At 70.1% G+C, this 24,715-nt stretch carries 28 protein-coding genes and 3 tRNA genes; 18 read left to right on the top strand and 13 right to left on the bottom strand.

The features are described from left to right. The first annotated feature begins 5 nt into the window (after window positions 1-5). The 9 genes from rimM to JMJ55_RS00130 all read left to right on the top strand — a co-directional run bounded on the left by rimM (window position 6) and on the right by JMJ55_RS00130 (window position 6,328). Window positions 6-518, top strand: coding sequence for a ribosome maturation factor RimM (gene rimM / locus JMJ55_RS00090; RefSeq protein WP_202823458.1), 513 nt, complete (start codon window positions 6-8; stop codon window positions 516-518). After that, on the top strand, window positions 515-1,264 hold the full coding sequence (gene trmD / locus JMJ55_RS00095; protein ID WP_202823459.1) for a tRNA (guanosine(37)-N1)-methyltransferase TrmD: 750 nt from the start codon (window positions 515-517) through the stop codon (window positions 1,262-1,264). The genes rimM and trmD overlap by 4 nt, the downstream gene beginning before the upstream one ends. A 27-nt stretch (window positions 1,265-1,291) precedes the next feature. Then, window positions 1,292-1,675: a 50S ribosomal protein L19 gene (gene rplS / locus JMJ55_RS00100; protein WP_202823460.1), complete on the top strand. Its 384-nt coding sequence runs from the start codon at window positions 1,292-1,294 to the stop codon at window positions 1,673-1,675. Between the two features lie 60 nt (window positions 1,676-1,735). Beyond that, a complete protein-coding gene (gene leuC, locus JMJ55_RS00105) occupies window positions 1,736-3,166 on the top strand; it encodes a 3-isopropylmalate dehydratase large subunit (RefSeq protein WP_202823461.1) in 1,431 nt (476 codons plus the stop codon). Beyond that, the gene (leuD, locus tag JMJ55_RS00110) at window positions 3,166-3,777 is read left to right on the top strand and encodes a 3-isopropylmalate dehydratase small subunit (RefSeq protein ID WP_202823462.1); all 612 of its coding nucleotides are present in this window, start codon (window positions 3,166-3,168) and stop codon (window positions 3,775-3,777) included. Before leuC ends, leuD begins: the two co-directional genes overlap by 1 nt. 26 nt (window positions 3,778-3,803) lie before the next feature. Beyond that, window positions 3,804-4,919, top strand: a complete 1,116-nt coding sequence (gene leuB / locus JMJ55_RS00115; protein WP_202823463.1) for a 3-isopropylmalate dehydrogenase — start codon at window positions 3,804-3,806, stop codon at window positions 4,917-4,919. Between the two features lie 70 nt (window positions 4,920-4,989). Beyond that, a tRNA-Arg gene (locus JMJ55_RS00120) sits at window positions 4,990-5,066 on the top strand. 88 nt (window positions 5,067-5,154) lie between these two features. Beyond that, window positions 5,155-6,204, top strand: coding sequence for a TRAP transporter substrate-binding protein DctP (dctP, locus tag JMJ55_RS00125; RefSeq protein WP_202823464.1), 1,050 nt, complete (start codon window positions 5,155-5,157; stop codon window positions 6,202-6,204). Between the two features lie 50 nt (window positions 6,205-6,254). Then, a tRNA-Arg gene (locus JMJ55_RS00130) sits at window positions 6,255-6,328 on the top strand. Window positions 6,329-6,335: 7 nt separating this feature from the next. Here the strand turns inward: JMJ55_RS00130 and JMJ55_RS00135 are convergent. Next, window positions 6,336-6,410, bottom strand: a tRNA-Gln gene (locus JMJ55_RS00135). 155 nt (window positions 6,411-6,565) lie between these two features. Here JMJ55_RS00135 and JMJ55_RS00140 point away from each other — a divergent pair. Further along, entirely contained in the window at window positions 6,566-8,092 is a 1,527-nt protein-coding gene (locus JMJ55_RS00140) for a porin (RefSeq protein ID WP_202823465.1), read from the top strand. Here JMJ55_RS00140 and JMJ55_RS00145 read toward each other — a convergent pair. Then, window positions 8,089-8,319, bottom strand: a complete 231-nt coding sequence (locus tag JMJ55_RS00145; protein ID WP_202823466.1) for a hypothetical protein — start codon at window positions 8,317-8,319, stop codon at window positions 8,089-8,091. The genes JMJ55_RS00140 and JMJ55_RS00145 overlap by 4 nt on opposite strands. A gap of 134 nt (window positions 8,320-8,453) precedes the next feature. On the opposite strand from JMJ55_RS00145, the gene JMJ55_RS00150 reads away from it, so the two are divergent. The 4 genes from JMJ55_RS00150 to JMJ55_RS00165 all read left to right on the top strand — a co-directional run bounded on the left by JMJ55_RS00150 (window position 8,454) and on the right by JMJ55_RS00165 (window position 11,531). Beyond that, the gene (locus JMJ55_RS00150) at window positions 8,454-9,359 is read left to right on the top strand and encodes a transporter substrate-binding domain-containing protein (protein ID WP_202823467.1); all 906 of its coding nucleotides are present in this window, start codon (window positions 8,454-8,456) and stop codon (window positions 9,357-9,359) included. Then, window positions 9,359-10,105 carry an amino acid ABC transporter ATP-binding protein gene (locus tag JMJ55_RS00155; protein ID WP_202823468.1) on the top strand — a complete coding sequence of 249 codons (747 nt, stop codon included), beginning with the start codon at window positions 9,359-9,361 and terminating at the stop codon, window positions 10,103-10,105. Before JMJ55_RS00150 ends, JMJ55_RS00155 begins: the two co-directional genes overlap by 1 nt. Further along, complete coding sequence (locus tag JMJ55_RS00160; protein ID WP_202823469.1) at window positions 10,102-10,782, top strand: amino acid ABC transporter permease; 681 nt, start codon at window positions 10,102-10,104, stop codon at window positions 10,780-10,782. The genes JMJ55_RS00155 and JMJ55_RS00160 overlap by 4 nt, the downstream gene beginning before the upstream one ends. Before the next feature lie 68 nt (window positions 10,783-10,850). Beyond that, the gene (locus JMJ55_RS00165; protein WP_202823470.1) at window positions 10,851-11,531 is read left to right on the top strand and encodes an amino acid ABC transporter permease; all 681 of its coding nucleotides are present in this window, start codon (window positions 10,851-10,853) and stop codon (window positions 11,529-11,531) included. Window positions 11,532-11,540: 9 nt separating this feature from the next. Here JMJ55_RS00165 and JMJ55_RS00170 read toward each other — a convergent pair whose 3' ends face one another. The 9 genes from JMJ55_RS00170 to JMJ55_RS00210 form a co-directional block, all read right to left on the bottom strand. Next, complete coding sequence (locus JMJ55_RS00170; RefSeq protein WP_202823471.1) at window positions 11,541-11,948, bottom strand: CopD family protein; 408 nt, start codon at window positions 11,946-11,948, stop codon at window positions 11,541-11,543. Then, window positions 11,948-12,295: a DUF3817 domain-containing protein gene (locus JMJ55_RS00175; protein WP_202823472.1), complete on the bottom strand. Its 348-nt coding sequence runs from the start codon at window positions 12,293-12,295 to the stop codon at window positions 11,948-11,950. Before JMJ55_RS00175 ends, JMJ55_RS00170 begins: the two co-directional genes overlap by 1 nt. 35 nt (window positions 12,296-12,330) lie before the next feature. Then, window positions 12,331-13,278, bottom strand: coding sequence for a GlxA family transcriptional regulator (locus tag JMJ55_RS00180; RefSeq protein ID WP_202823473.1), 948 nt, complete (start codon window positions 13,276-13,278; stop codon window positions 12,331-12,333). After that, the gene (locus JMJ55_RS00185; RefSeq protein WP_202823474.1) at window positions 13,275-14,519 is read right to left on the bottom strand and encodes an MFS transporter; all 1,245 of its coding nucleotides are present in this window, start codon (window positions 14,517-14,519) and stop codon (window positions 13,275-13,277) included. Before JMJ55_RS00185 ends, JMJ55_RS00180 begins: the two co-directional genes overlap by 4 nt. Window positions 14,520-14,617: 98 nt before the next feature. Further along, a complete protein-coding gene (mtnA, locus tag JMJ55_RS00190; RefSeq protein ID WP_202823475.1) occupies window positions 14,618-15,703 on the bottom strand; it encodes an S-methyl-5-thioribose-1-phosphate isomerase in 1,086 nt (361 codons plus the stop codon). Window positions 15,704-15,719: 16 nt separating this feature from the next. Further along, on the bottom strand, window positions 15,720-16,127 hold the full coding sequence (locus tag JMJ55_RS00195; RefSeq protein WP_202823476.1) for a type II toxin-antitoxin system VapC family toxin: 408 nt from the start codon (window positions 16,125-16,127) through the stop codon (window positions 15,720-15,722). 3 nt (window positions 16,128-16,130) lie between these two features. Then, window positions 16,131-16,403, bottom strand: a complete 273-nt coding sequence (locus JMJ55_RS00200; protein ID WP_202823477.1) for a type II toxin-antitoxin system Phd/YefM family antitoxin — start codon at window positions 16,401-16,403, stop codon at window positions 16,131-16,133. Between the two features lie 56 nt (window positions 16,404-16,459). Then, window positions 16,460-16,957 (bottom strand): UPF0262 family protein, encoded by a 498-nt coding sequence (locus tag JMJ55_RS00205; protein WP_202823478.1) that lies wholly within the window; start codon window positions 16,955-16,957, stop codon window positions 16,460-16,462. Next, the gene (locus JMJ55_RS00210) at window positions 16,950-17,429 is read right to left on the bottom strand and encodes a DUF983 domain-containing protein (protein WP_202823479.1); all 480 of its coding nucleotides are present in this window, start codon (window positions 17,427-17,429) and stop codon (window positions 16,950-16,952) included. Before JMJ55_RS00210 ends, JMJ55_RS00205 begins: the two co-directional genes overlap by 8 nt. Window positions 17,430-17,589: 160 nt before the next feature. On the opposite strand from JMJ55_RS00210, the gene JMJ55_RS00215 reads away from it, so the two are divergent. After that, window positions 17,590-18,099, top strand: a complete 510-nt coding sequence (locus tag JMJ55_RS00215; RefSeq protein ID WP_202823480.1) for a ferritin-like domain-containing protein — start codon at window positions 17,590-17,592, stop codon at window positions 18,097-18,099. A 119-nt stretch (window positions 18,100-18,218) separates the two neighbouring features. Here the strand turns inward: JMJ55_RS00215 and JMJ55_RS00220 are convergent, their stop codons facing one another. Together JMJ55_RS00220 and JMJ55_RS00225 are read right to left on the bottom strand one after the other, a co-directional pair. Beyond that, complete coding sequence (locus JMJ55_RS00220) at window positions 18,219-18,866, bottom strand: aspartate/glutamate racemase family protein (RefSeq protein ID WP_202823481.1); 648 nt, start codon at window positions 18,864-18,866, stop codon at window positions 18,219-18,221. Then, the gene (locus tag JMJ55_RS00225; protein ID WP_202823482.1) at window positions 18,863-19,606 is read right to left on the bottom strand and encodes an SDR family NAD(P)-dependent oxidoreductase; all 744 of its coding nucleotides are present in this window, start codon (window positions 19,604-19,606) and stop codon (window positions 18,863-18,865) included. The genes JMJ55_RS00220 and JMJ55_RS00225 overlap by 4 nt, the downstream gene beginning before the upstream one ends. A gap of 239 nt (window positions 19,607-19,845) precedes the next feature. Here JMJ55_RS00225 and JMJ55_RS00230 point away from each other — a divergent pair, with 239 nt between their 5' ends. From JMJ55_RS00230 to JMJ55_RS00240, 3 genes are read left to right on the top strand one after another with little or no spacing between them, the layout of a single operon-like run. After that, complete coding sequence (locus JMJ55_RS00230) at window positions 19,846-21,633, top strand: cellulose biosynthesis cyclic di-GMP-binding regulatory protein BcsB (RefSeq protein ID WP_202823483.1); 1,788 nt, start codon at window positions 19,846-19,848, stop codon at window positions 21,631-21,633. A gap of 7 nt (window positions 21,634-21,640) precedes the next feature. Then, window positions 21,641-23,533 (top strand): glycosyltransferase, encoded by a 1,893-nt coding sequence (locus JMJ55_RS00235; protein ID WP_202823484.1) that lies wholly within the window; start codon window positions 21,641-21,643, stop codon window positions 23,531-23,533. Beyond that, entirely contained in the window at window positions 23,530-24,693 is a 1,164-nt protein-coding gene (locus JMJ55_RS00240) for a hypothetical protein (protein ID WP_202823485.1), read from the top strand. The genes JMJ55_RS00235 and JMJ55_RS00240 overlap by 4 nt, the downstream gene beginning before the upstream one ends. Window positions 24,694-24,715 lie beyond the last annotated feature (22 nt).

Here is a 24,715-nt window from a genome sequence, read left to right on the forward strand (position 1 = left end):
AGGCCGTGACCGGCAAGCGCATCCTGGTGGGGGAAATCGGCAGGCCGCACGGAGTGCGCGGCCTGGTGAAGCTGCGCAGCTTCACCGCCGACCCTGCCGCGATTGCCGACTATGGCCCGCTGACGAACGAGGACGGCACGCGGCGCTACGACCTCATCCTGCTGGCCGAGGGGCTGGCGCGGGTCGAGGGCGTCGCCGACCGGGATGCCGCGGCGCGGCTGACCGGCACCCGGCTCTATGCCGAGCGCGACCGGCTGCCGCCGCCGGAGGAGGAGGAATACTACCTCGCCGATCTCATCGGCCTCCGGGCCGAGACGGAGGCGGGGGGGAGCCTCGGCATCATCCACGCGGTCGAGGATCATGGCGCCGGGGCCTTCCTGGTGCTGGAGGGGCCGCCCGAGCGGCTGCTGCCCTTCACCCGGGCGGTGGTGCCGGTGGTCGATCTGGCGGGCGGGCGCGTCGTCGTCGTGCCGCCGGAGGAGATCGTCGTGCCGCCCGGGTCGGAGGATGCCGCGTGACCTGGTCCGCCTCCGTCCTCACCCTCTTCCCCGAGATGTTCCCCGGGCCGCTCGGCCATTCCCTCGCGGGCCGGGCGCTGCGCGAGGGGCGCTGGGCGCTCGATGCCATCGATATCCGCGGCTTCGCCACGGACCGCCATCGCAGCGTGGATGACACGCCCTGCGGCGGCGGCACCGGGATGGTGCTGCGGCCGGATGTGGTGGATGCGGCGCTCGGCGCGGCGCTGGCCGAGGGCCCGGTGCGGCCGGCGGTGGTGCTGACGCCGCGCGGCGTGCCGCTCGACCAGGCCATGGTCCGCGAATTCAGTGCCGGTCCCGGCCTCGTCCTGCTCTGCGGCCGGTTCGAGGGGATCGACCAGCGCGTGATCGACTCCCGCGGCCTGCGCGAGGTCTCGATCGGCGACTATGTCCTCTCGGGCGGGGAGCCGGCGGCGCTGGTTCTCCTCGATGCCTGCGTGCGGCTGCTGCCCGGCGTGATGGGCGCGGCCGCGAGCGGGGAGGAGGAGAGCTTCAGTGCCGGTCCCAATGGCGGCCTCCTCGAATACCCGCATTACACCCGCCCGGCGGTCTGGAACGGCCTGCCCGTCCCGCCTGTGCTGCTCTCCGGCAACCATGCCGAGGTGGCGCGCTGGCGGCGGGAACAGGCCGAGACCCTGACCCGGACCCGCCGGCCCGATCTCTGGGCCCGGCTCCAGGGCACCCAACCCATCGCGGCGCCGCTGGACGGCCAGGCCAGCGCCGCCTAGACATCAGAACGCAAAGGACAACCCGCCATGAACCTGCTTCAGCAATTCGAGGCCGACCAGCTTGCGCGCCTCTCCGGCCTTCGCACCGTGCCGGAATTCGGCCCGGGCGATACGGTCCGCGTCATGGTGCGCGTGGTCGAGGGCGAGCGGGTCCGCTCCCAGGCCTATGAGGGCGTGGTCATCGCCCGCAGCAACAAGGGCGTGAACAGCAACTTCACCGTCCGCAAGCTGTCCTATGGCGAAGGCGTGGAGCGCGTCTTCCCGCTCTATTCGCCCTCCGTCACCGAGATCGCGGTGGTCCGCCGCGGCAAGGTGCGGCGCGCGAAGCTCTATTACCTCCGTGGCCGGACCGGCAAGGCCGCCCGCATCGAGGAGAAGCGCGACCTCCGCACCGCCGAGGCGCAAGGCTGAACCATCGGCGTCCCCGGGCCCAGCCGGCCCGGGGCGCCCATCAAACACTTGGGGTACGTCATGTCAGCGCAGAAACCGCGCACGCTGTTCGACAAAATCTGGGATGCCCACGTCGTCGAGACGCTGCCCGACGGCACTGCCCTTCTCTACATCGACCTCCACCTCACCCATGAGGTGACGACGCCCCAGGCCTTCGACGGCCTCCGCGCCGCCGGCCGCAAGGTCCGCCGCCCCGATGCGACGCTGGCCGTCATCGACCACAACATCGCCACCGATGCCAGCCGCTATACCGGCATCGTCGATCCCGAAAGCCGCCTCCAGGTCGAGACGCTCGAGAAGAACGTCGCCGAATTCGGCGTGCCCTTCATCCCGCTGCTCGATGACCGGCAGGGGATCGTGCATGTGATCGGGCCGGAACTTGGCCGTTCGCTGCCCGGCATGACCATCGTCTGCGGCGACAGCCATACCTCGACGCATGGCGCCATGGGCGCGCTCGCCTTCGGCATCGGCACCTCCGAGGTGGAGCATGTGCTGGCGACGCAGACGCTGCTGCAGAAGCCGGCGAAGAACATGCAGGTCCTGGTCGAGGGCAACCTCGCCCTCGGTTGCTCCGGCAAGGACATCACGCTGGCCATCATCGGCAAGATCGGCACCGCCGGCGGCACCGGCCATGTGATCGAATATGCCGGCGACACCATCCGCGCGCTCGACATGGCGGGGCGGATGACGGTGTCCAACATGGCGATCGAAGGCGGCGCCCGGGCCGGGCTGATCGCCCCCGACCAGACCACCTTCGACTACATCGCCCGCACCCCGCAGGGGCCGAAGGGCGAGGCGCTGGCGCGCGCGATCGAGTGGTGGAAGACGCTGCCGACCGATGCCGGGGCGCATTTCGACAAGGTGGTGAAGCTCGCCGCGCATGAGATTGCGCCGCAGGTCACCTGGGGGACGAGTCCCGAGGATGTGCTGCCGGTCAATGGCGTCGTGCCCGACCCGGAGGCGCAGGAGGACGAGGCCCGACGCGCCCAGTTCCGCCGCAAGGTCGAGTATATGGGCCTCCAGCCCGGGCAGAAGCTGCAGGACCTGCCGGTCGATGTCGTCTTCATCGGCTCCTGCACCAATAGCCGGATCGAGGACATCCGCATGGCGGCGAGCATCGCCCGCGGCCGCAAGGTGGCGGACAATGTGCGGGCCATGGTCGTCCCCGGCTCCGGCCTGGTGAAGAAGCAGGCCGAGGCCGAGGGTCTCGACCGCATCCTCCAGGAAGCGGGCTTCGAGTGGCGCGAGGCGGGCTGCTCGATGTGCCTCGGCATGAATCCGGACAAGCTGAAGCCCGGCCAGCGCTCGGCCTCTACCTCGAACCGGAATTTCGAGGGGCGGCAGGGCCCCGGCGGGCGGACGCATCTGGTCTCGCCGGCGACGGCGGCGGCCAGCGCCATTGCCGGCCACCTGGCCGATGTGCGGGACTACCAGCCGAAGGAAGCCGTGTGATGGAAGCCTTCACGACGCTCACCGGCATCGCGGCGCCGATGCCGAAGGCCAATGTGGATACCGACCAGATCATCCCGGCGCGGTTCCTCAAATCCATCAGCCGCACCGGCTTCGGCAAGAACCTCTTCGCCAATTTCCGTTACAAGGAGGATGGGTCGGAGAATCCCGACTTCGTCCTCAACCAGGAACCCTACCGCAAGGCCGAGATCCTCATCGCCTTCGAGAATTTCGGCTGCGGTTCCTCCCGCGAGCATGCGCCCTGGGCGCTGCTCGATTTCGGCATCCGCTGCGTCATCGCGCCGGACTTCGCCGACATCTTCCACAACAACAGCTTCAAGAACGGCGTGCTGCCGGTGAAGCTGCCGCGCGAGGTCTGCGCGCAGCTGATGGAAGACGCGAAGATGGGCGAGAATGCGCGCATCACCGTCGATCTCGAACGGCAGGTGGTGGTGCGGCCCTCGGGCGAGGAGATCCCCTTCCAGATCGATCCGCTGCGGCGGCACCTGCTGCTGAACGGCCTCGACGATATCGGCCAGACCATGCAGCACGCCGGGGCGATCGACGGGTTCGAAGCGAAGCAGAAGGCCGCGCAGCCCTGGCTCTACGGCTGAACGGACGCGGCAAGGGGGAAGGTTCGATGGCTGCCAACAAGACGCTGCTGGTCCTGCCGGGTGACGGCATCGGCCCCGAGGTGATGCGCGAGGTCAGCCGCGTCATCGACTGGATGGAGCGGCGCCGGGCGGTGAGCTTCCGCATCGAGGAAGGGCTGGTCGGCGGCGCCGCGATCGATGCCGTCGGCACGCCCTGCCCGGACGAGACAGTGGCCAAGGCCCGCGCGGCCGATGCGGTGCTGTTCGGCAGCGTCGGCGGCCCGAAATGGGACAGCCTCCCCTTTGACCAACGGCCGGAACTCGGCATTCTCCGGCTGCGGAAGGATCTCGGCCTCTTCGCCAATCTCCGTCCGGCGCTGGTGATGGAGCCGCTGGTCGAGGCTTCCTCCCTGAAGGCCGATATCGTCCGCGGCGTCGATATCATGGTGGTGCGGGAGACGGTGGGCGGCGTCTATTTCGGCGAGCCGCGTGGCGTCGAAACGCTGCCGGATGGCAAGCGCCGCGGCTTCGACACCGATGTCTACCATGAGGACGAGATCGCCCGCGTGGCGCGAGTCGCCTTCGACCTGGCACGCAAGCGCCGGGGCAAGGTGACGAGCGTCGAGAAGGCGAATGTCATGCAGTCCGGCCGGCTGTGGCGGGCCGTGGTCGGCGAGGTGCACAAGGCCGAATATGCGGATGTGCAGCTCGAGAACATGTATGCCGACAACTGCGCCATGCAGCTCTGCAGCCGCCCGAAGCAGTTCGACGTCATTCTCGGCAACAACCTCTTCGGCGATGTGCTGAGCGACCTGGCGGCGGCGCTGACCGGCTCGCTCGGCATGCTGCCCTCGGCGACCCTCGGCGCGGTGGATTCGACCAGCGGCAAGCGCTACGCGCTCTATGAGCCGATCCATGGCTCGGCGCCGGATATCGCCGGGCGCGGCATCGCCAACCCCTGCGCGCAGATTCTCTCCTTTGCCATGCTGCTGCGCTGGTCCTTCGGCATGGAGGAGGATGCGAAGCTGGTCGAGGCGGCGGTCGAGAAGGTTCTCGCCGGTGGCCTCCGCACCGCCGATATCATGCAGCCCGGCATGGCCCGCGTCGGCACCAGCGTCATGGGTGAGGCGGTGGTGCGGGAGTTGGAAAAGCTCTCGCATTGATCGGCCGATAGGGGGTTGCGCACCGGCGCAGCCTCCGCTATTTCGCCCACCTCGCCGCTTCGGCGGCTGCGCGCCCGTAGCTCAGCTGGATAGAGCACCAGACTACGAATCTGGGGGTCAGGAGTTCGAATCTCTTCGGGCGCGCCATTTTCTTCCCCGATACCTTAGTTCCCGCGTTACATTTCGTGGCCATCGTCTATCTTCCCGTCCAGGTTGAGGTGGGAGAGCAGGAGCGATGCTGCGTTGGCTGATCGGCGCGTTGTCCTGCCTTGTGGTCTGCGCGCTGGCCCGACCTGCTGCCGCCGAGGCGCCGGCGCCGATCGAGATCCGGGTCATCAGCGGCTTCGCGGCGCCGCGCCAATTCCGCACGGTGGAAATCCCCTTCTGGACCCGGCAAGTGCCGGAGCTCACCGATGGCCGCGTCAGCGTCGCCCTGCGGTCCCCAGGCAATCTGGGCCTCGCCGCCGATCATATGCTGACGGTCATGCGCAACGGCGTGGTGCTGATCGGCACGCTGGAGGTCAGCGCGCTCGTCCTTACCGAGCCTGAGCTTGGCATCGCCGACCTGCCGCTGCTCTCCGAGGATGCGGTCAGCCAGCGCCGGATGGTCGATCTCTGGCAGCCGCGCCTCGCGCAGATGCTGCAGGACCGCTACGGGATCGAGCTGCTGGCGGTCTTCCTCCGCCCGCCGCAGGTGATGGCCTGCAACCGCCCCTTTGCCAGCCTGCTGGACCTCGCTGGCCGGCGCATCCGCATCGCCTCGGTCAACCAGGCGGATCTGGTGATCGCGCTTGGGGCCTCGCCGGTGGTGCTCGGCCTCGACCGGGTCATGGAGGGGTTCCGTGAGGGCGTGCTGGATTGCGTCGTGACCGGCACACCGGCCGCCAGCGGGATCGGGCTGCACCGCGTCGTCACCCATGTCTCCACCGTGCCGCTGGGCTGGTCCATGGCCTTCCTGACCGCCCATGCCGCCGGCTGGGCGGCGCTGCCGGGGGAGGTGAGGGGAGCGCTGCAGGCCGGCATCCGGCAGCATGAGGCCGCGATCTGGCGGGCTGCCGAGACGCAGCGGGAGGAGGGGGAAGCCTGCCTCCTCGGGCAGCCCGCCTGTCCAGGCGAACGCGGCACGCTGACCCTGGTGGTCGAGAGCGCGGCGAATCGGGCCGCCATCCGCGCCCTCTTCGTCTCTGCCGTCTTGCCAGGTTGGGCGCGCCGCTGCGGCATCGCCTGCGCCGAGGGCTGGAATGCGGTGGCGGGGCCGGTGCTGGGCGTCTTCGCCCGCTGGTAGCCCGGCTTCTTGCCGGCACCTCGGTTCTGCGCCAAGGATCAACCGCCGTGGCGCCCGTAGCTCAACCGGATAGAGCACCAGACTTCGGATCTGGGGGCTGGGAGTTCGAACCTCTCCGGGCGCGCGGGTGCTGGTTGGGGCGCCAGGATTCGAACCTGGGAATGGCGGTACCAAAAACCGCTGCCTTACCGCTTGGCTACGCCCCATCGCGGTGGCGCCCTGGATAAGCGGCGCGCCGGCCGGCGTAAAGCCCTGCCTTTCATTCGCCGGCGGTGATGTCTCCCTGCTGCAACCGAAGCGTCATCCCCTGGCTATAGCTGCGCGGCAGGGTCCGCCGCACCGCAGCAGGGAAACCTTGCCGATGCCAAATGCCCGTATGCTCGCCGCCGGAAGCGTCCTGCTGGGCCTTGCCCTGATCCCGCCGCCGGCCCTGGCCCAGGATGCTGCCCGGATGGAGGCGATCGAGCGCCAGCTCCGCAGCCTCCAATCCGAGCTGGCCCGCCTGCGGCGCGAGGCGGCGACGGCCCGGCAGGAGGCCGAGCGGAGCCGCACCGAGGTGCGCGAGACCCAGCGCCGGCTGGACACCGCGCCGCCGCCCGCTGCCCTGGCCGCCGTGCCGCCCCCGGCCCCGCCGCCGGATACCGGCCGCGTCACCTTCCCGAACAACCGGCCGACCTTCACCTCGGCCGATGGGCGCTTCTCCGCCTCGCTCGGCGGCCAGTTCCAATACGATATCGGCGGCTACCTGCGCGACGCGCCGGGCAACCCGAACAACCGCGGCGTCCGCGACCTCGACAGCTTCGGCCAGAACCTGCGGCGCGGCCGGCTGCTCTTCGGCTTCCGCTACGACGACTTCACCTTCAACATCACCCCCGATTTCGGCGGCTCCCCGGACGGCTCGCCCACCCTCTACGAGGCGAATTTCAACTGGAACCCGATCCGGCCGCTGACCCTCACCCTCGGCTATTTCAAGCCCTGGGTGACGCTGCAGGATTCGATGAGCTCGAACGACTTCCTGTTCCTCGAGCGGCCGAGCATCGTCGAGATCGCCCGCAACATCGCCGCCGGCGACGGCCGCTCCTCGCTCGGTGGGCGCTGGGCGGCGAACCGGTGGTTCGCCAGCGCCTATCTGACCGGCGCCAATTACGGCGGCAACAGCACCGCCCAGGGCATTCCGGACCAGACCGGCGGCGTCGCCCGCATCGCTGGCCGGCCCTATGCCGATCCGGATATCGATGTCCATCTCGGCCTGTCGGGCAACTACGCCTTCGACATCCGCCGCACCTCCACCGGCCAGACCCTGCAGCTCCGCGACCGGGCGGAGCTGCGGATCGACCAGTCGCGGCTGATCGATACCGGCAGCCTGCCGGCCGACCATGCCTATGCCTGGGGGCCGGAATTCGGCCTGCGCTGGCGGAATTTCCTGCTCCAGGGCGAATACATCCATATCGGGGTGGAGCAGGCCCGCGCCGGCGCTGCGCCGCGGCCCGATCTCGGCTTCGAGGGCGGCTATGTGGAAGGGAGCTGGGTGCTGACCGGGGAGCCGCGGCTCTATACCAGCAGCGCCGCCGCCTTCGCCCGGCCGAAGCCGGCGCATCCCTTCAGCTTGGCGGAAGGCGGCTGGGGTGCCTGGGAGGTGATGGCGCGCTACAGCGTGGCCGACCTGAACGACAAGGTGCGCCGCGGCCAAGCCCAGGCCACGACCGGTGGCGTCTTCGGGGGGCGGCAGGAGGTGGTGGGGCTCGGGCTGAGCTGGTACCCGAACAACCTCCTGCGCTTCATGCTCAACTGGGACATCGTGAATGTCGACCGGCTGAACCCGGCTGGCACGACCCAGATCGGCCAGCGCTTCCATACCCTCGCGCTGAGGACGCAGCTCGCCTTCTAGCGCGCGGGCAGGAACCCGGCCGGGGCATGCGTGATCCGCGTCTCCCGGCTGCTGCGCTCCAGCAGCATCAGGCCGGCGATCAGCATCCCGCCGGCGCCGCAGGCGGCCCAGAAGGCCAGCATCGGCGGCAGGCGGCCGGGTGAGAGCGCATCCGATAGCAGCAGGGCCACGAGGGCGCAGATCACGGCCAGCGAGGCACCGATCAGGCTGCAGGCGATCCGTTGCATCTCAATCTCTCCAAGGCTCATGGGCCAGCGGCCCTTGCCCAGTCTTAAACACCCCGGGCTTGGCGGCTTCCGGTCAGCCGTAGGGCGATTTCGTGGCAGCGACTCGGCCGGGGACCGTTGCGCCGGACCCGCGGATGCAGGATCGTCCGCGCGACGCCATCCGGGAGTTGCACGCCTTGAGACACCCCCTGCTCGCCGCCCTGCTCGGAACCCTGCTGGCGGCGCCGGCCCTGGCCCAGACCACTGTCGGTGCCCCGGCCGGCAACCAGCCGCCGCTGCGCTGCGCGGTGGATGGCACCTACGCCCCGCATGCCTTCCCGAGCCTCCAGGGCGGCGTCCAGGGCTTCCAGATCGACCTCTTCGATGCGATCGCGAAGCGGCTCGGCCGGCAGCTGGTCATCGATTCCGCCAGCTTCTCCGGCCTGATCCCGGCTATGAATGCCGGGCGCTACGACTTCCTCTGCGCCCCGGTCACGGTCACGCCGGAACGCGCCGCCAGCCTGCTCTTCACCGAGGGCTATATCTGGACCGAGCTGCAATTCGGCATCAAGCGCGGCACGCCTCCGATCCGCTCGGAGGAGGATCTGCGCGGCAAGGCGATCAGCGTGAACAAGGGCACGCCCTATGAGCAATGGGTGCGCAACAACGCGGAACGGCTGAACCTGACGCTGCTGGCCTTCGACAGCCAGCCGGATGCAGTGCAGGCGGTGATCCAGGGCCGCGCCTATGCCAACCTCGCGGGCAATACGGTGGTGAAGTATTCCGCCACCCGCACGCCGCAATTCATCGCCGATTTCGTGCTGCCCGGCACCCGCTTCCACTGGGCGACGCCGGTGCGGCAGGACAATGCGGCCATGCGCAACCAGCTCGAGGAGACGATCGAGTGCCTCAAGAAGGACGGCACGATCGCCAAGCTGTCCGAGAAATGGTTCGGCGCGGCGCCGAAGGAGGATGATGCGGAGCGGGTGACCTTCCCGGGCTATGGCCCGCCCAACCTGCCCGGCTACGACCCGGCCCCGGTCCGCGCCAGCTGCGGCTGATGCCCGGCCCCATCCTCGAGGCCCGCGGCCTGCACAAGCATTTCGGCCACCTGCATGTGCTGAAGGGGGTCGACCTGCTGGTGCAGGAGAGGGAGCTGGTCTTCGTGATCGGCCCCAGCGGTTCCGGCAAATCGACCCTGCTGCGCTGCCTGAACCGGTTGGAGGAACCTTCCGCCGGCAGCATCACGGTGGACGGGATCGACCTGCTGGATCGCCGGACCGATATCAACAAGGCCCGGCAGCGGATCGGGATGGTGTTCCAGTCCTTCAACCTTTACCCGCATATGACCGCGCTCGGGAATGTGGCGCTGGCGCTGCGCAAGGTGCAGGGGCGGGGCCGGGCGGAGGCCGAGGCGCGGGCGCGGGAGGCGCTGGACCGTGTCCACTTGGCGGACCGCGCCGGCCATTACCCAGGCCAGCTTTCGGGCGGGCAGCAGCAGCGCGTCGCCATCGCCCGCGCCATCGCGCTGGAGCCACGGGTGATGCTGTTCGACGAGCCGACCTCGGCCCTCGATCCCGAACTGGTGGGCGGCGTGCTGGCGGCGATGCGGGAGCTGCGCGAGAGCGGCATGACCATGGTGGTCGTCAGCCATGAGATGGGCTTCGCCCGCGCCGCGGCCGACCGGGTGATCTTCATGGATGGCGGGCGCATCGTCGAGCAGGGGCCGCCCGCCGCCATCTTCGGCGCGCCGCAGGAGGAGCGCACCCGCGCCTTCATCGGCCAGATCGAGCGTAACCACGCGTGAGCAATTGGGACCGCTTCCTCGACAGCTTCTTCAATGCCCGGGTCGCGGCGGAATACCTGCCGAAGGTGATCGAGGGCTTCTGGCTGACCATCCTGCTGGCCGGCTGCATCATCCTGACCGGCCTCGCCGCCGGGCTGGCGCTGGCGGTGCTGCGGAGCCTCGGCATCCGCCCGCTCAACTGGCTGATCATCTTCGTGGTGGACCTGTTCCGGGCGCTGCCGCCGCTGGTGGTGATCGTGCTGCTCTATTTCGGCCTGCCGGCAGCGGGCCTCTCGATGTCGGGCTTCGCCGCCGCCTGGCTCTCCCTCTCGCTGGTGCTGATGGCCTTCGCCGAGGAGATCGTCTGGGCCGGCATCACCGCCGTGCCGCGCGGCCAGTGGGAGGCGGCGCGCTCCACCGGCCTCGGCTTCGCCCAGACGCTCGGCTGGGTGGTGCTGCCGCAAGCATTGCGGATGGTGGTGCCGCCACTGACCAACCGCACCATCGCCATCACCAAGGGCACGGCGCTGGCGAGCGTGGTCGCGGTGCAGGAGATCCTGGGCGCCGCCCAGGCCGGCGTTTCCTTCAGCTTCAACCCGACACCGCTGACCCTCGGCGCGCTGGCCTATCTCGTCCTCTTCCTCCCTGTCGTGATCCTCGGCCGCTGGGTCGAGGCGCGTTTCGCCTGGAAGCGGTGAGCGCCATGCGGTCGCGGAGGCCCGCAGCGCAGCGAGGACCGGAGCGTGAATCGCATGGCCCTTAATCCATGACCTTCGATGACTTCCTCCAGGCCTTCTTCTCCTGGGAGATCCTGGAGCAGGCCTGGCCGATCCTCTGGGCCGGCTTCCTCAATACGCTGGTGCTCTCGGCGGTCGTGGTGCCGCTCGGCTTCATCGGCGGCGTCATCCTGGCCCTGCTCTCGACCCTGCGCAGCCGCTGGGTGCGCTGGCCGCTGATCGCCTGGGTGGATCTCTTCCGGTCCCTGCCGCCGCTGGTGCTGCTGGTCTTCGTCTATGCCGGCCTGCCCTTCGCGGGGCTGGAGGTCTCGCCGCTGACCGCCGTGGCGATCGGCTTCTTCCTCAATACCGGCGCCTATTACGGGGAGATCCTGCGGGCCGGGATCGAGAGCGTGCCGCATGGCCAGACGGAGGCGGCGCGTTCCACCGGCCTCACCGCCTTGCAGGCGCTCGGGCATGTGGTGCTGCCGCAGGCGGTCCGGAACGTGTTGCCGGACCTGATCTCCAACACGCTGGAAGTGGTGAAGCTCACCTCCATCGCCTCGGTCGTCGCGCTGCCGGAGCTGCTGTTCCAGGCCCGCCAGGCGCAGAGCGTGACCTACAACGCGACGCCGATCATGGCGGCGGCGGTGATCTACTTCGTGCTGCTCTGGCCGGTGGTGCGGCTGCTGAGCCGCCTGGAGAACCGGCAGATGGCGGGGCGGCGGTAGCGGCCCCGTTCAGAACGGCTTGGCGACGGCGAGCAGCGCAATCACGGCCAGCAGCAGGGCAACCGCCACAGGCGTCCAGGCCAGGCCGTTGGGCGGCGGCCCGCCACCGAGGGCGAGGCGCCGGAGCCGGCCGGCCTGCATGCCATGCAGGCCGCTGAGCGCCACCACGAGCAGCAGCTTGGCGGAGAGCCAGCCGGCCCCGAACCAGCCACCGCGCAGCGCCACGGCAATGCCGAGCGCCCAGAGGGCGAGCAGCGCCGGGCCGGTGACGCGCCCGTCCCAGCGGCGCAGCCCGGCCAGCAGCCCGGCATCGAGGGCACCGCGGCTCGCCGCCGCCACGGCAAGCGACTGGGCGAGCAGCCCGCCGGCGAAGAGGAGGACCGCCGCGACATGCAACGCCTTGAGCCAGACCTCCATCACGCCGCATCCCGGATGGCAGCCACCGCCAGCTCCTTCCGCCGCAGCAGCCCGGTGCTGAGCAGGGCGCCAAAGGGCAGGAAGGCGGCGAGCACGAGGCGCAGCACCTCGCCCGCCCGCCAGGGCGTGCCCGAGACGGTCGCCACCAAGGTCCAGGCATAGGCGAGGAAGGCGAGGCCATGCACCGGGCCCATCACCCGGGTCGCCTCGGGGAGGCCGAAAAGGTGCTTGGCCGGCACGGCGACCAGCAGGAGGAGGAGAAGGGTCGTGCCCTCGACCAGGGCCGCCAGGCGCAGGCGGCGCAATTGCCGCAACTCCTCGACCTGCGCGTCTCGGTTGGCATTCATGCCGTGGGATCCTGTCATCGGGGCCGGGGCTGTCATCATGCGGTGCGCGCCAAGCGCCGGATGCTCTGGGGCGGATGGCCGAAGCGGCGGAGGAAGGCGCGCCGCATCCGCTCGGGGTCGAGGAACCCCACCTCGCGCGCGATCACCTCGATCGGCTCCGAGCCATCCTCGATCCGCTGCCGCGCCAGCTCGGCACGCAGGCGCTCGACAGCTCGGGCCGGCGTCTCGCCGGTCTCGGCCAGGAAGGCGCGGGTGAACTGACGGGGGCTGAGGCAGGCGATCGCGGCCAGCCGCTCGGCCGTTAGGGCCTCGTGCAGGTGCTCGCGCACGAAGCTCAGCACCGCGCGAATCCGTTCCGACCGGGGGTCCAGCTCCAGAAGGGTCGAGAATTGCGACTGGCCGCCCGGCCGGCGGTGATAGACGACCAGCATGCGGGCGGTGGCACGGGACAATTCCATGCCGAGATCCTCCTCGATCATGGCCAGGGCGAGGTCGATCCCGGCGGTGATGCCGGCCGAGGTCCAGATGGGGCCATCCTGGATGAAGATGCGGTCGCCATCGACCCTGATGCGGGGGAAGAGGCGCTGCAGCAGGGCGGCGAATTCCCAATGGGTGGTGGCGCGCCTGCCATCCAGCAATCCGGCATTGGCCAGGGTGAAGGCGCCGGTGCAGACGCTGGCCGTGCGGCGGCTGCGGCCTGCCCCGGCGGCGACGATCCGCGCCTCCTCCGATTCGCCGGTGCTGCACTGGCCCTGGGCGCCACCCATCACCACCAGCGTGTCGAAGGGCAGGGCATCGGCCGGTTCGGACAGGACCTCCACGCCGGAGGAACTGGCGACGGGGCCGCCCCCGCGGGAGACGACGCGGAGCCGGTAGGGCTCGGCCCCCGCCAGCCGGCCGGCGATCTGGAAGGCCGCCAGCGGGCCGCTGAGGTCGAGGAGCTGGAAGCCGGGATGGATCAGGAAGCGGATCTCCCGGCTCATGCCGCAGGCCTTTCCCGAGCCCCGCGCTCCGCCCGTACCCAGGCGAAGGTCATCGCGGCGGCAACAACCAGCAGCGGCAGGATGACGACATTCAGGGCTGCCCAGCCGAAGCCTTCCAGCACCGGCCCGGCGGCCAGCGTCGCGGCGGCGGTGATCCCGTAGCGGATCAGCTCCGCCACGCCCTGGACCCGTGCCCGTTCGGACGGACGGTAGGAGGAGGCGAGGAGCGTGGTGCCGCCGACGAACATGAAATTCCAACCGATGCCGAGGCAGAACAGGGCCAGATAGAAGGCGACCAGGCTGGTGGAGGCCAGGGCGATGAGGCCGCAGGCGGCGCTCAGCGCCATGCCGGTGAAGAGCACGGCCGGCATGCCGAAGCGCTTGATGAGGCGGCCGGCAAAGAAGGACGGCGCATACATGCCGACCAGGTGCCACTGGATGATGTTCGCGCCATCGTCGATGGAATGGTGGCAGGCGACGGCGGCGAGCGGCGCTGCGGTCATGACGAACATCATCACGGCGCCGCCGATGACGTTGTTGGCGAGCGCCGCCAGCGAGATCGGCTGGCGGAAGACCAGGATCAGGCTGCGGGCCGGCGCTGCGGCCGCATCCCCGGCGGCGCCCGGCGCATCCATGTCGCGGTAGCCCAGGGCCAGCAGGGCCACCGAGGCGAGGCCGAGGACGAAGACCATGAGGTAGGAGCCGGCGAAGAGGACCGGGAAGAGGTCCTTGCTCCAGGCTGCGAGGGCCGGGCCGAGGATGGCGGCGATCACCCCGCCGGCGAGCACCATCGAGACCGCCCGGGCCTTCTGCTCACCCTCCACCGAATCCGCGGCGGCCAGGCGGTAATATTGGGCGAAGGCCTGGAAGACGCCGACGGCGGCCGTGCCCAGGCAGAACAGCCAGAAATCGTCATGCAGGATGGACCAGACGGAAACCAGCCCGCCCAGGGCGCAGGTGGCGGCGCCGATGACGAAGCCCCAGCGCCGGCCGATCCGCTGCATCAGGAGCGAGGCGAAGAGGGTGGCGACGGCCCCCGCCACGGTGATCAGCGCAAAGGGCAGGGTCGCCAGCGATTTGTCGGGGGCAAGCTGGTAGCCGGTCAGGCCGGTCAGCGTCAGGTCGATGGACAGGGCCGCGGTGAAAAGCCCCTGTGCCACGGCCAGGACCACGGCGTTCGACCGGCCCGCCGCTGCCATCCCGGGCTGCGGGGCTGCGTCTGTGGCGGTGCTGGCTGGCATCGGCGTCGTCTCCATCGGCCCGGCACCGGGTTCTCGCCCGGATCGGGTCGTGGCGAAATGACGCAGATCCCTCCTTTTCCGCCATGCCGCCGCGGCGGTTAGCCGGCCAGCTCCGGATAGAGGTCCCGCAGCCCCGCCTCGCTCGCCTCGCAGCGGCCGCGTTCGGTGATCAGCCCGGTCACCAGCCGCGCCGGCGTCACGTCGAAGGCGGGGTTGGCGGCGGCGCTGCCCTCGGCCACCACCCGCACCGTCTCGATCCGGCCATCGGCGGTGCGGCCCGTCAGCTCCGTCACCTCCGCCTCGCCGCGCTCCTCGATCGGGATCTCGGCGACGCCGTCACGGACGCGCCAGTCGAGGGTCGAATGCGGCAGCGCCACCCAGAAGGGCACGCCGTTGTCCCGCGCCGCCAGCGCCTTCAGATAGGTGCCGATCTTGTTCGCCACATCGCCCTGGCGCGTCACCCGGTCGGTGCCGACGATGCAGAGATCGACCTCGCCATGCTGCATCAGATGGCCGCCGGCATTGTCGGCGATGACGGTGTGCTTCACGCCATGCGCGCCGAGCTCGAAGGCGGTCAGCGCCGCGCCCTGGTTGCGTGGCCGGGTCTCGTCCACCCAGACATGCACGTCATGCCCGGCATCATGCGCCATATAGATCGGCGCCAGCGCGGTGCCCCAATCGACGGTGGCCAGCCAGCCGGCATTGCAATGGGTCAGCACATTGACCTTGCCCTTCCGCGCCGCGATCTCGGCCAGCAGCGGCAGGCCGTTCTCGCCGATCCGGCGGCAGGTCTCGGCATCGTCATCGGCGATCGCTGCCGCCTCCTCATAGGCCGCGGCGGCGCGGGCCTCGATGGGCAGGTTGTGCAGCCGCGCCCGCTGGCGGTCGAGCGCCCAGCGCAGGTTGATCGCGGTCGGGCGGGTGGCGTTGAGCGCCGGCAGCACCCGGTCGAGGCTGCCCGGATCGGCCCGCATGGCCAGCGCCACGCCATAGGCGGCAACGGCCCCGATCAGCGGCGCGCCCCGCACCTGCATGGTCTTGATGGCCCGCGCCGCCTCCTCCCAATTTGCCAGGCGCAGGATCTCGACCGCCCAGGGGAGCCGGGTCTGGTCGAAGATGCGGACGGACCAGCCATCCTCGGGGTCCACCCAGACGCTGCGATAGGGGGTGCCGTTGATCTTCATGGCGGTCCCTTGGGGCTCAAACCAGCACCACGTCAAGCCGTGGCAGGCGGGTGAATCCGGCATCGCCGGTGACGAAGCGGCGCGGCGCGGGCAGGGCCAGGCAGCAGGCGGCCTGGATGGCATCCGGGGTGCGCAGCCGATGCCGGGCGCGCAAGACCGTCGCGGCATCGATGACCGCGGGCGAGAGCGGCACCACCGTCAGCCCGGATGCGGCAAAGAGTCGGTCATAGGCGGCAACCAGCGCTTCCTGCCGCTCCCGCAAGGACCGCACCCGGCATTCGAGGCGGCTCAGCTCCGAGACGGCGATCCGTGCCCCCGGATGCTCCTGCCGCAGGGTTGCGAGGCAATCCCGCACCCGCCCGGCAAAGGGTTCCGCGGCTTCGACCTGGTAGATCAGGATGCAGGCATCGAGGAAGAGGTACACGACCTACTCCCAGGCTGCCCTCTCCTCCGCCAGGGCGGCGTCAAGCCGGGCCCGCGGCTCGCCAGGGCTCGCCTCCTCCGCCAGCAGCAGCGACCAGATGTCCGGCCCGGGACGGGCAGCCGCCGCCAACTGCTGCAGCCTTTCGTAATCGGCGAGGCTGAGGACCACGCAATCCGGCTGGTTGCGGCGGATCACCTGCACCGGCCCGTTCGGCAAGACCTCGTCCAGGGCAGCGAGACCGCGGCGCTTGATCTCGGCGGCGGGCAGGGTCTGCAAGAACTTACTCCGGTACTCAATCCAGTACCAGATATAGAAGCGCCTTGGCCGATCCGCTAGATCCGCTGGTGCAGCGCGCAGACCAGGGTAAACAGCCGCCGCGCCGTCTCGAAATCGAGGCCGATCCGCCCATCGAGGCGCGCCACCAGCAGCTCCGCCCCTTCATTGTGCAGGCCGCGCCGGCCCATATCGATCGCCTGGATGCGCGCCTCGTGCCCACCCTCGGTCACCGCCTGCTCATGGCTTTCGACGATCAGGTGGTAGTCCTTGATCAGCCGCCGGAAGGGGCCGAGCGCCAGCGCCACCGCCCGCACCGGCACCTCCGCCGCGTCGCGGATATCGAAGACCAGCCTTCCGTCGCGCACGCAGAGAAAGAGCACGAAGGGCCCGCCCGCCACGCCATGCGGGTCGAAGCTGTTGCTCGCCAGCAGGTCCTGCACCGCCTGGCGCCGGTCCGCCTCGGCATAGGCCGAGGGCAGGGGGCTCGCATCCGGCAATTCCAGCCGCGCGATGCGCCGTGCGGGCCCCGTCGCGGATCGGTCGGTCTCAGGCATTCCGGTCGGGCAGCCCTTCCAGCCGGGGCTCGGCCAATCGGGGCTCGGCCTTGGCCGGCTCCGCCGCGTCCTCATCCTCCGACCCGATACCCAGCGTGCTCATCCAGCCCACCACCGCGCCCTTGATGGGCCGCAGCATCAGGATGCAGAGGACGGTGAAGAGAGGCAACCAGATCACCATGTGCAGCCACATCGGCGGCTGATAGGCCTTCTCCACCATGAACACCCCGGGCACCAGCAGGTGGCCGACCAGGAAGATGGTGAAATAGGGTGGGGCATCATCGGCCCTCAGCCGCCCGAGCGGGGCCCCGCAATGGGCGCATTCCGGGACCAGCCGCAGATAGCCCGCGAAGACCCGTCCCACCCCGCAATAGGGGCATCGGTTGGCGACGCCGCGGCGCACCGCGGTCCCGAGCGGCGGCGCGACCCAGCGCCGGGTCCCGTCCTCCACTCCTCCGGCTGTCCAGCGCATCCGACTCTCCTTCGCGACCTGCGGTCGAAGCGCCGGAGCCTCGCCCTCCGTTCCCCGTGAAAGGGCCCCACGGGTCCCCTGCCGCCGGAACGGTCCGCACCGACCGGGAACCGGTCCCGGCGGACGCTGTTCCAGCCGCAGACAACACGGGAGACGCCTCATGGCAAGTACGGCCCAGGATATCTACATTACCGGCCTCAAGAACGCCCATGCGCTGGAAGTCCAGGCGATGCAGCTGCTCGAGCGCCAGGTCGAGCGCATCGAGAGCTATCCGGAGATGGTCGGCCGGATGAAGCAGCATATCGAGGAGAGCCGGGTCCAGTCGCAGCGGCTGGAACAGATCCTCGAGCGCTTCGGCACCAGCAATTCCTCGCTGAAGGATTTCGGCACGGGTCTGATGGGCAATCTCGCTGCTATGGCGCATGCGCCGATGCAGGACGAGATCCTGAAGAACACCTTCGCCAACTATGCCTTCGAGCATTTCGAGATCGCCTCCTATCGCGGCCTGATCGAGATGGCGCAGGCGGCGGGCGACCAGCAGGGCATCGCGCTGCTGCAGCAGAGCCTCCAGGAGGAGGTGCAGATGGCCGAGTTCATCGGCCAGAACCTGCCGCAGACGGTGCAGAAGTATATCCAGCTCGAGACCAGCGGGCAGAAGTCGGGCATCTAGAGCAGTTTCCGTTCGCCTAGGCTCACGGAAGCCGCTCCAGCTTGTTGTTTGAGCGAGCAAAGTACTCCGATCAGGTGATCCCACCTGATCGGAGTTTGCTCTAAGCCCGACCTAAGGCGTCAGGCCGGGGCGGTGGCCAGCAGCGCCATCGCCCCTGCTGCCGCGCAGGGCTCGATCACCGCCAGCCCGGCGGCATCCTCGGCCGCGGCCACATGCCCGGCCATGCCGGTGCAGCCCAGCACGATCGCGCCCGCCCCGGTCGAGGCCAATGCCCGCGCCGCTTCGCGGATGCGGGATCGCGGCGCCTCCGGATCGGTCAGCACCTCCATCGGCAGGTCGAGCGGGGTCCAGCCGACCAGCCGCTCCTCCACACCCATAGAGCGCAGCGCCAGGCGCTGCCGGGCCTCGCTGGCGGCGACGAAGCCGATGACCCCGAAGCGCTCCGCCCGGGTCAGCGCCGCGGCCACGGCGCAGCGGAACATCCCGAGCACCGGCCGCCGCGTGGTGGCGCGCACCGCCTCGAAGCCGGGATCGGAGACGCAGGCGATCACATAGGCCGCCGCATCCTCCCGCTCGACCCGCCGGCAGAGCGGCTCGGCAACGGAATGCCAGTCGCGCCAGCTGGCGATGGCGGGCGGGCCGTCTTCCAGCCGCACCACCTCGAACCGGCCGAGCGCCCCGAAGGGCGCCAGCGCCGCCGCGATCCCCTGGGTGCAGGAGAGCGAGGAATTCGGGTTGATGACCAGGATGCGGCCGGCGGCGCTCACAGCATCTGCCCGCCATCGACGATGACGGTCTGCCCGGTGACCCAGCCGGCCAGCGGGCTTGCCAGGAACATCGCCACATTCGCCACCTCCTCCGGCGTGCCGAGGCGGCCGAAGGGGATGCTGCCCAGGATGGAATTGTAGAGCTTGGGATCGGAGCTCCGCCGCTGCTCCCAGGAGCCGCCGGGGAATTCGATCGAGCCGGGCGCGACCGCATTCACCCGGATGCCCTTCGGCGCATACATCGCCGCCTGGGAGGAGGTGTAGTTGATCAGCAGCGCCTTCACCGCCGCATAGGCCGGCGTCCGCACCGAGGGCCGGTAGCCCGAGATCGAGGAGACGTTAATGATGCTGCCCCCGGCCTTCTCCAGGAAGGGGAGGGCGGTATGCGTCGCCCGCACCGTCGCCATCACATCGACCGAGAGGCCGAGCGCCCAATGCTCCTCGGTATCCTGGGAGCCGAAGCCGCTGGCATTGTTCACCAGCACGTCGATCCCGCCGAGCGCCTCGGCCGCCGCCGCGACATAGGCCTTCACCGCTGGCCCGTCGCCCAGGTCGCAGGGCGCCGCATGGGCCTGGACGCCGAGGGCCTCGATCTCCGCCCGCGCTGCCTCCAGCGGCCCGGCGCTGCGCGCGCAGATGGACACCGCCGCCCCGCCGCGGGCGAAGCCGAGCGCGATGGAGCGGCCGATGCCCCGGCTGCCGCCGCAGACCACCACCCGCTTGCCCTGGAAATCGAACATGGCCCCGCTCCTCCTGACTTGGCGACAAGGCTGGCGAAGGCGGGACGGCAGGGCAAGGGTCCTGGCTGCCACTCGCGTAACGCGACAAAATGACAGGCGGCTGCATCCATCGATGAGTTGTTTCAATTTCCGATAAATGCGATGGTATTTGGCACCGGACCGCGGCGGTGGGCGCAGGGGCCGGGGATCGAGGATCGATGATGGGTGGGTGGCGGCCTAGGATGGCGGCGCGATTCGGGATGGCAGCCCTCGGACTGATTCTGGCCGGGACGCTGCCCGGCCAGGCCGCCAGCCTCGACGATCTCGGCTTCCCCCAGGGCTTCACCCTGCGCGGCCCCTTCGGCGGGGCCGAGGCCTTCTTCCCCCTGCCGCAGCGCCCCGGCCGGACCGATCTGGAGCTGAACGTCACCGCCTCCCCGATGCTCGATGACCTCTCCTCGGTCACGGTCTATGCCGAGGATACGCCGCTTGGCACGCTGCGGGTGAACCAGGGCACGATCCGGGAGAGACTGCCGATCCCGCCCCGCTTCCTCACCGGGGAATTCCTCCGCCTTCGCTTCCAGGGCGACCAGGCGCTGCGCCGCGGCGTCGAATGCTTCGACAACGACACACCGGCGGTCTGGACCCGGATCGAGCCCAGCACCCAGCTCCTCGCGGCGGAGGAGGGCAATCCCGGCCTCGGCGTGGTCTGGCGCCAGCTCTCGGGCAATGTCGGCATCTCGCTCCCGGCCAATCTCAGCACCGGCGATCTCGAAGCCGCCATCGCCGTCGCCATGGCGCTGACCAGCCGCGGCGCCCGGCCGGTGATGCTGCCGCCGAACGACCCCGGCGCGCATATCCGCATCGGCCCGGCGAGCACCCTTGCGCTGGAGCCGCGCGCCGATGGCGGCCAGCGCATCGTCGTGGCCGATGGCTCGGCGGCGGCGGCGCTGATTGCCATGGGCCAGGCGCTCCGCGTCTTCAACAGCACCGCGGCCAATGGCCGGCCCCTGCAGCGGGAGCCGCTGCACCACGACCTGATCAGCTTCATCGATCTCGACATTCCGCCCCAGGCGATCGACGTCTATGGCAGCGCCTCGCTCACCTTCGAACTGCCGCTGAGCCGCCTGCCGGCCGGGCGCCGGCCGCAGGCGATGCTGCTGCGGGGCAAGAGCGCGACGGTGCCGCAGGGCGAGAGCCTGGTCGTCGCCCTTTATGCCGGGCGCCGCCTGGTCTGGTCGGAGACCTATCGGGGGCAGGTCGATCTGGACGGGGTGCGGGTGAACCTGCCGCCGGATCTGGTGCGGCACCGCATGGCCGTGACCCTGCGGCTGGTGCGGGTCGGCATCCGGCGGAATTGCACCTATTCGGATGCGCTGAACATGCAGCTGCATGGCACCAGCCAGCTGGTGCTGACCGATGGCCCCATCCCGGCCGGGGATTTCGGCGGCCTCGCCTTTCCGGACACCATGCCGGCCCTGGTCCGGCTCGGCACCTCCCAGGCGACGGCCGCCGCGGCGGTGCCGCTGGTGGCCCGGCTGCTGGCCGATTCCGGCGCCCGGCCGGAATCGGTCGAGGTCAGCACCTCCGGCGCGCTCAACCGCCCCTTCATCGCCATCAGCGAGACCCTGCCGCCGGATCTGGCCGGCGCTGGCCTGCTGCGGCCCGACCGCAACCGCGTCACCATCGATATGCCGCGGGCCGGCACGCGGGTGGAGCTCGGCAATGTCGGCGCGGTGACGGTGGTGCAGCTGGCCAGCGCGGGCGCCATCCCCGGCCTCTGGGTCAGCCCGGGCACGCCGCAGAGCCTTGTCATCCCGCCGCGGGCGACGCTCACCACCGGCACCGTCGCGGTCTATGACGGCCGCGGCCTGCCGGTGACCTTCGATACCCGCAGCCCCGATGTAACGGTCGTCGAATCCGGGCCCGTCTCCGCCCCCTCGCTGCTGCAGCGCTGGCGGACTGAGCTGTTCATCGCCATCTGGCTCCTGGTGACGATCGCCGCGATCGGCGTCGTGATCCGCATCCGCCGCAGCCGGGCCGGGTAGGGCACCCATGCTCCAGCGCCGCCCGCGCGAGGATGAGACCATCGCCCGGCTGGTCGCCGACCGGCGGCTGGAAACGCAGGACATCATCCAGGCGCGCGACCAGGCGCGGAACTGGCGCACCAGCATCGGCGATGCGCTGATCGCCGAGGGCGCGATCAGCCATCGCGACTGGGCGGCGGCGTCGGCCCGCAGCACCGGCCTGCCGCTGGCCGATCTCATCGCCACGCCGCCCGATCCCGCGCTGCTCGATCCCGATGCGCGGATCGACTACCTCCAGCTCGGCCTGCTGCCCTGGCGGGTGGAGGGCGACCGCCTGATCATCGCCGCGCAGGACCCCGCCTCGGCGGAGGCCGCCGCCTGGGCGGCCGAGCATTTCTCCGGCTCCTCCATCGCCTGGGCGGTCACCACCAAATTCGACATCCTCTGGGCGCTGCAACACGCCTTCGACACGCTGGCGGATTACGAGGCGCGGGAGGCGCTCTACACCGCCGCGCCGCATCTCTCGGCCAAGACCACGGTGACGCGGTCGCAGCTCATTGCCGTCTGGATCGGCCTGTCGCTGCTGCTGATTGGCCTGCTGGTGGCGCCGCTCGCCACCACCGTGCTCGCCTCCGGCTTCGTCACCTTCTTCTACATGCTGAGCTTCGCCTTCCGCTTCCTCCTCACCTGGGTCGGCGCGCACCATGATGTCGATATCTCGGTGACGGCGGAGGAGGTGGCGGCGCTGAATCCGGAGGAATTGCCGGTCTATACCGTGCTGGTGCCGATGTACCGGGAGCAGGAGGTGCTGCCGATCCTGGTCCATTCGATCCGCCGGATGGACTACCCGCGCGCCAAGCTCGATGTGAAGCTGGTGCTGGAGACGGACGACACCGAGACCATCGAGGCGGCGAAGGCGCTGCGCGCCGAGGGCATCTTCGAGATCATCCGGGTGCCGACCAGCCAGCCCAAGACCAAGCCCAAGGCCTGCAATTACGCCCTGCGCTTCGCCCGCGGCGAATACATCGTGGTCTTCGACGCCGAGGACATGCCGGAGCCCGATCAGCTCAAGAAGGCGGTGGCGCTGTTCAAGCGCTCGCCTGAGCATGTCGCCTGCATTCAGGCCCGGCTGAACTACTTTAATCGGCGTGAGAATTTTCTCACCCGCATGTTCACGCTCGAATACAGCAACTGGTTCGACTACCTGCTGCCCGGGCTGCATGTGCTGAAGGTGCCGATCCCGCTCGGCGGCACCTCCAACCATTTCCGCACCAAGGTGCTGCGCGACCTCGGCGCCTGGGATCCCTACAACGTCACCGAGGATGCCGATCTCGGCGTGCGGCTGACCCAGGCGGGCTATGAGGTCGCGGTGGTGAATTCCACCACTTTCGAGGAAGCCAACGGCGTGCTGCGGAGCTGGATCAACCAGCGCAGCCGCTGGATCAAGGGCTACATGCAGACCTGGCTGGTGCATATGCGCCATCCGATGCGGCTCTATCGCCGGCTCGGCTTCGTCGGCTTCTGGGGCTTCCAGTTCTTCGTCGGCTTCCCGGTGCTGACCTCGCTGGTCAACCCGCTGCTCTGGTCCACGACGCTGATGGCGGTGGTCTTCGGCGCCGATGCGGTCTCCCGCATCTTCCCGCCGCCGGTGATCTACTTCGCGATGTTCAACCTCGTGGTCGGCAACGCGATGTATGTCTACCTGACCATGGTGGCGGCGGCGAAGCGCGGCTGGTTCCAGCTGATGCCCTGGGCGCTGCTGGCGCCGGCCTATTGGGTGCTGCATTCGGTCGCCGCCTACAAGGCGATCTGGCAGCTCATCGTCGCGCCGCATTACTGGGAGAAGACCCAGCACGGCACCTCCACCACCACCCAGCAGACCCTGGCCGCCATCGCCGGGGGCAGCCACGGGGCAGGATGAGCGGCGCCACCCTCGCGGCCCTGCCGGCATCGCTGGCCCGGCCGCGCATCCGGCGCCTGGCCGGGCTGCTGGTCGGCTATGTGGCCTTCCTCTGGTTTGCCCTGGTCGCCGACCGCATCCTCGGCTCCGGCCAGCTCGACGGCGTGCTGGCCGATATCTGGCGGGTGAACGAGGATCCGGCGGCGCTGGCCGGGCAATGGGTCAGCGCCACCCTGCTCGCCTTCATCCGCCGGGTGCCGGATTCCGGGCCGCAGACCCTGATGCTGGCGACGACCCTCGGCGCCGGCGGGGCGATCGGCGCGCTCTTCCTCCGCTTCCGCCGCGCCGGCTGGTCCGTCGCCGAGGCGCTGGCGGCGGTCGGGCTGCTGGCCGTCCATCCTGCGGTGCTGGTGCTGGCGACCACCGGGCAGACCCTGCTGCTGGCGGTGCTGCTGGTCGGCATCGTCATTCTCTGCCTCGACCGCGCCGCGACGGTGGGGGATGCGCAATCGCTGATGGCGCTCGGCCTGGGGCTGGCGGCGCTGATGCTGACCGCGCCGGATGCGCTCTATATCGTGCTGCCGATCGCGGCGATCCTGCCCTTCTGCCTGCGCGGGGTGCAGGATGCCGGCTCGGCGGCGGCGCTCTACCTGATCACGCTCTTCCCCGCCGTCATCGCGGTCGGCGGCATCCTGCTCGGCGCCGCGACCATGGGCGAGGCGCCGGCCTATGCCTTCCAGCGCTGGCTGGCGCCGATGCATGGCTCCCTGGAGCTGGCAGGATCCGAATGGCTGAACCTGCGGGGCGGGCGCTTCCTCCAGCCGCTGCGGGAGATGGCGCCGCTGTTCTACCTGGCGATGCCGCCGGCGCTGCTGGCCCTGCTCGCCCTGCTGTTCCGGCCCGAGGAGCGGCGGCGGCCGGTCGCGGCCCTGCTCGCCCTGGCCGGCGGCCCGCTTTCCGGCGCCAGCGCGACGCTGTTCTGGCACACGACCGGGCCGCTGCCCTCCATCGCGGTCGGCATGGCCGCGGTGCTGGCCTGGACCACCAGCCGCGCCTGGACCCGGCCGGAGCGGCTGCTCTGGCTGGTCTGGCTGGCGGTGGGGGTCGGGTTGAGCTGGGGAACCGGCTGGCTCTGGGGCCAGGAGGATCTCGCCGCCTGGCGCTCGGCCCTGCCGATCTAGACACTGTGGCTTGAAGCGGGCG

The sequence above is a fragment of the Belnapia mucosa genome, from assembly GCF_016775475.1.
Classification (GTDB): domain Bacteria; phylum Pseudomonadota; class Alphaproteobacteria; order Acetobacterales; family Acetobacteraceae; genus Belnapia; species Belnapia mucosa.

What these genes read in the sequence shown, in the direction of transcription:
- rplS (WP_202823460.1), top strand. Translation starts at nt 1,292, where the DNA reads ATGAACCTGCTTCAGCAATTCGAGGCCGACCAGCTTGCGCGCCTCTCC.
- leuC (WP_202823461.1), top strand. Translation starts at nt 1,736, where the DNA reads ATGTCAGCGCAGAAACCGCGCACGCTGTTCGACAAAATCTGGGATGCC.
- leuD (WP_202823462.1), top strand. Translation starts at nt 3,166, where the DNA reads ATGGAAGCCTTCACGACGCTCACCGGCATCGCGGCGCCGATGCCGAAG.
- leuB (WP_202823463.1), top strand. Translation starts at nt 3,804, where the DNA reads ATGGCTGCCAACAAGACGCTGCTGGTCCTGCCGGGTGACGGCATCGGC.
- dctP (WP_202823464.1), top strand. Translation starts at nt 5,155, where the DNA reads ATGCTGCGTTGGCTGATCGGCGCGTTGTCCTGCCTTGTGGTCTGCGCG.
- JMJ55_RS00140 (WP_202823465.1), top strand. Translation starts at nt 6,566, where the DNA reads ATGCCAAATGCCCGTATGCTCGCCGCCGGAAGCGTCCTGCTGGGCCTT.
- JMJ55_RS00145 (WP_202823466.1), bottom strand. Translation starts at nt 8,319, where the DNA reads ATGCAACGGATCGCCTGCAGCCTGATCGGTGCCTCGCTGGCCGTGATC.
- JMJ55_RS00150 (WP_202823467.1), top strand. Translation starts at nt 8,454, where the DNA reads ATGCAGGATCGTCCGCGCGACGCCATCCGGGAGTTGCACGCCTTGAGA.
- JMJ55_RS00155 (WP_202823468.1), top strand. Translation starts at nt 9,359, where the DNA reads ATGCCCGGCCCCATCCTCGAGGCCCGCGGCCTGCACAAGCATTTCGGC.
- JMJ55_RS00165 (WP_202823470.1), top strand. Translation starts at nt 10,851, where the DNA reads ATGACCTTCGATGACTTCCTCCAGGCCTTCTTCTCCTGGGAGATCCTG.
- JMJ55_RS00170 (WP_202823471.1), bottom strand. Translation starts at nt 11,948, where the DNA reads ATGGAGGTCTGGCTCAAGGCGTTGCATGTCGCGGCGGTCCTCCTCTTC.
- JMJ55_RS00175 (WP_202823472.1), bottom strand. Translation starts at nt 12,295, where the DNA reads ATGAATGCCAACCGAGACGCGCAGGTCGAGGAGTTGCGGCAATTGCGC.
- JMJ55_RS00180 (WP_202823473.1), bottom strand. Translation starts at nt 13,278, where the DNA reads ATGAGCCGGGAGATCCGCTTCCTGATCCATCCCGGCTTCCAGCTCCTC.
- JMJ55_RS00185 (WP_202823474.1), bottom strand. Translation starts at nt 14,519, where the DNA reads ATGCCAGCCAGCACCGCCACAGACGCAGCCCCGCAGCCCGGGATGGCA.
- mtnA (WP_202823475.1), bottom strand. Translation starts at nt 15,703, where the DNA reads ATGAAGATCAACGGCACCCCCTATCGCAGCGTCTGGGTGGACCCCGAG.
- JMJ55_RS00205 (WP_202823478.1), bottom strand. Translation starts at nt 16,957, where the DNA reads ATGCCTGAGACCGACCGATCCGCGACGGGGCCCGCACGGCGCATCGCG.
- JMJ55_RS00210 (WP_202823479.1), bottom strand. Translation starts at nt 17,429, where the DNA reads ATGCGCTGGACAGCCGGAGGAGTGGAGGACGGGACCCGGCGCTGGGTC.
- JMJ55_RS00215 (WP_202823480.1), top strand. Translation starts at nt 17,590, where the DNA reads ATGGCAAGTACGGCCCAGGATATCTACATTACCGGCCTCAAGAACGCC.
- JMJ55_RS00225 (WP_202823482.1), bottom strand. Translation starts at nt 19,606, where the DNA reads ATGTTCGATTTCCAGGGCAAGCGGGTGGTGGTCTGCGGCGGCAGCCGG.
- JMJ55_RS00230 (WP_202823483.1), top strand. Translation starts at nt 19,846, where the DNA reads ATGGCAGCCCTCGGACTGATTCTGGCCGGGACGCTGCCCGGCCAGGCC.
- JMJ55_RS00235 (WP_202823484.1), top strand. Translation starts at nt 21,641, where the DNA reads ATGCTCCAGCGCCGCCCGCGCGAGGATGAGACCATCGCCCGGCTGGTC.
- JMJ55_RS00240 (WP_202823485.1), top strand. Translation starts at nt 23,530, where the DNA reads ATGAGCGGCGCCACCCTCGCGGCCCTGCCGGCATCGCTGGCCCGGCCG.